Below are 3,235 nucleotides of genomic sequence, written 5' to 3' on the forward strand. Positions count from 1 at the left end.
CAGCTGCGTTGTGGATGCCATGCACGTCGATACCCTCTGGTCCAACGTCCACCTGATGACCCTTGATGGCGAGGGCCTGGGTGTCCTGCGCGATGCAGTACTGGCCGCCACCGATGGCCGCATCGTGCATGTCGGCCCCGCCGGCAGCGATGCCCATCTGCAGCCGACCACCCGCATCGACGGCGAAGGCCGATGGATCTCGCCCGGTCTGATCGACTGCCACACCCACCTGGTCTACGCCGGCAACCGCGCCAACGAATTCGAGCAGCGCCTGCAGGGCGTGAGCTATGCAGAGATCGCCCGTGCCGGTGGCGGTATCGTCTCTACGGTGCGCGCCACCCGTGCTGCCTCGCCAGAGCAGTTGGCACGCGAGAGCCGCCCGCGCCTGCTGGCGATGCGCGCCGAAGGCGTAACCACCATTGAGATCAAGTCCGGCTACGGCCTGACCCTGCAGGACGAGCGCAAGCAGTTGCAGGTGGCCCGCGCGCTGGGCGAGGAATGCCGGGTGAACGTGGTGCCGACCTTCCTCGGTGCGCACGCGGTGCCGCCCGGTCGCGAGGCGCAGGAATACACCGATGAGGTGTGCGAGGTGATGATTCCGGCCATCGCTGCAGAAGGCCTGGCCGAGGCCGTGGACATCTTCTGCGAGAACATCGCGTTCTCGCCGGCGCAGGCCCGCCAGGTATTCGACGCTGCGCGTGCGCATGGGCTGGCGATCAAGATCCACGCCGAACAACTGAGCAACCAGCATGGCGCCGAACTGGCGGCCGGTTTCGGTGCACTGTCGGCCGACCATATCGAACACCTGGACGACGCCGGCATCGCCGCGATGGCCGCCGCCGGTACCGTCGCCGTGCTGCTGCCGGGCGCGTTCTACTTCACCCGCGATACCACCCTGCCGCCGATCGCCGCGCTGCGTGCGGCCGGCGTGCCGCTGGCACTGGCCACCGACAGCAACCCCGGCACCTCGCCGCTGACCAGCCCGCTGCTGGCAATGAACATGGGCGCCACCCTGTTCCGCCTGACCGTGGACGAGTGCATCGCCGGCTTCACCCGTGAAGCGGCGCGTGCGCTGGGCCATGGCGAGCGCATCGGCCGCCTGGCCGTCGGCATGGACTGCGACCTGGCGATCTGGGACATCGACGCCCCCGCCGACCTGGTCTATCGCATTGGATTCAACCCGCTGCACGCGCGCGTGGTGCGCGGACAGCCCGACCTGCCTGCCTCCTGGAGCAACACATGAGCAACACCCTGGTTCTTCGCCCCGGCCATGTCACCCTCGCCCAGTGGCGGCAGGGGTATCGCGGTGCGCCGCTGTCGCTTGACCCGGCCGCGTTGCCGGCGGTGCGCGCCAGTGCCGCAACGGTGGCTGCCATCGTCGCCAAGGGCGCACCGGTGTATGGCATCAACACCGGTTTCGGCAAGCTGGCCAGCGTGCGCATCGAGCGCGAGGACCTGGCCACCCTGCAGCGGAACATCGTGCTCTCGCATGCCGCGGGCGTGGGCGAGCCGATGCCGGCCAATGTGGTGCGGCTGATGATGGCGTTGAAGCTGGTCAGCCTGGCCCAGGGTGCTTCCGGCGTGCGCGAGGAAACGCTGCTGCTGCTGGAAGCAATGCTGGTGAAGGGCGTGCTGCCGGTGGTGCCGGCGCAGGGCTCGGTCGGTGCCTCGGGCGACCTGGCACCGCTCTCGCATCTGGCCAGCGTGATGATCGGCGTCGGCGAGGCCTTCGTCGGCGAAGAACGCCTGCCCGCCGTGGACGCACTGGCACGCGCCGGCCTGCAGCCGGTGGAACTGGGCGCGAAGGAAGGCCTGGCCCTGCTCAACGGCACCCAGTTCTCCACCGCGTACGCACTGGCCGGCCTGTTTGAGATCGAAACCGTGTTCCAGGCCGCACTGGTCACCGGCGCGCTGTCGGTGGAAGCGGCCAAGGGCTCGGATACGCCGTTCGATCCGCGCATCCACGCGCTGCGTGGCCAGCGTGGGCAGATCGCCACCGCCGCCACCCTGCGCACGCTGATGCAGGATTCGGGCATCCGTGAATCGCACCGCGACAACGACGTGCGGGTRCAGGACCCSTACTGCCTGCGCTGCCAGCCSCAGGTGATGGGCGCGGCGCTGGACATCCTGCGCCAGGCTGCGACCACGCTGGAAATCGAAGCCAACGGCGTGTCCGACAACCCGCTGGTGTTCACCGACACCGGTGAGGCGCTGTCCGGCGGCAACTTCCACGCCGAGCCGGTGGCCTTCGCCGCCGACATGCTGGCGATGGCTGTGTGCGAAATCGGTTCGATCAGCGAGCGCCGCCTGGCGATGCTGGTCGACCCTGCGCTGTCCGGCCTGCCAGCCTTCCTGACCCCGCGCCCGGGCTTGAACTCCGGCTTCATGATTCCGCAGGTGACCGCCGCTGCGCTGGTCTCGGAAAACAAGCAGCGCGCCTACCCCGCCAGCGTCGATTCGATTCCCACCTCGGCCAACCAGGAAGACCACGTGTCGATGGCCGCGCACGGTGCGCGCCGCCTGATGCAGATGGCCGAGAACGCAGCCAACGTAATCGGTATCGAGCTGCTGGCCGCTGCGCAGGGCTGCGACTTCCATGCGCCGCTGCGCTCCAGCAAGGCGCTGGAAAACGTGCGCGCCACGCTGCGTGCACAGGTGCCGATGTTGCAGGACGACCGCTATTTCCACCCGGACATGGTGATCGCAACCGATCTGGTCCGCAGCGGCGCATTGGCCAAGGGTCTGGCCGAGCTGTTGCCCACGGTCGAACCGCAGGCATGAACGGCCATCCCGAATGGCTGACCGTGCACGAAGGCGACGCGCCGCTGATCGTCAGCTTCCCGCACACCGGCAGCGAGCTGCCGCATGACCTGATCGGCGATTTCCACTCGCCGTGGCTGGCGCGCCGCGATGCCGACTGGTGGGTGCATGAGCTGTACGACTTCGCACGCGGCATGGGCGCGACCACCGTGCGCTCGGCAATCTCGCGTTCGGTGATCGACCTCAACCGCGACCCCAGCGGCGTGTCGCTGTACCCGGGGCAAAACACCACCGGCCTGYGCCCGCTGACCACCTTCGACAACCAGCCGCTGTACCACGCCGGTCGCGAGCCGGACGACGCCGAGATTGCCCGGCGCCGCGACACGTATTTCGCGCCGTACCACAACGCACTGGCCACGCAGATCGCACGCCTGCGTGCACGCCACGGCACCGTGGTGGTGTACGACGCGCATTC

At 68.6% G+C, this 3,235-nt stretch carries 3 protein-coding genes; all 3 read left to right on the forward strand.

Going from position 1 to position 3,235, the window contains the following annotated elements; translation table 11 throughout:
- Nucleotides 1-19 precede the first annotated feature (19 nt).
- The gene (gene hutI / locus AC1VAN_RS16310) at nucleotides 20-1,243 is read left to right on the forward strand and encodes an imidazolonepropionase (protein ID WP_025876976.1); all 1,224 of its coding nucleotides are present in this window, start codon (nucleotides 20-22) and stop codon (nucleotides 1,241-1,243) included.
- The gene (gene hutH / locus AC1VAN_RS16315; RefSeq protein ID WP_442252140.1) at nucleotides 1,240-2,781 is read left to right on the forward strand and encodes a histidine ammonia-lyase; all 1,542 of its coding nucleotides are present in this window, start codon (nucleotides 1,240-1,242) and stop codon (nucleotides 2,779-2,781) included. The genes hutI and hutH overlap by 4 nt, the downstream gene beginning before the upstream one ends.
- Nucleotides 2,778-3,235 (forward strand): N-formylglutamate amidohydrolase (locus AC1VAN_RS16320; RefSeq protein ID WP_480986199.1); only part of this gene is annotated, 458 nt, incomplete at its 3' end. The genes hutH and AC1VAN_RS16320, both read left to right, overlap by 4 nt.

The organism is Stenotrophomonas sp. 05L44_2 (assembly GCF_056665995.1).

Coding starts and splice junctions, on each gene's coding strand:
- hutI (WP_025876976.1), top strand. CDS start 20: ATGCACGTCGATACCCTCTGGTCCAACGTCCACCTGATGACCCTTGAT.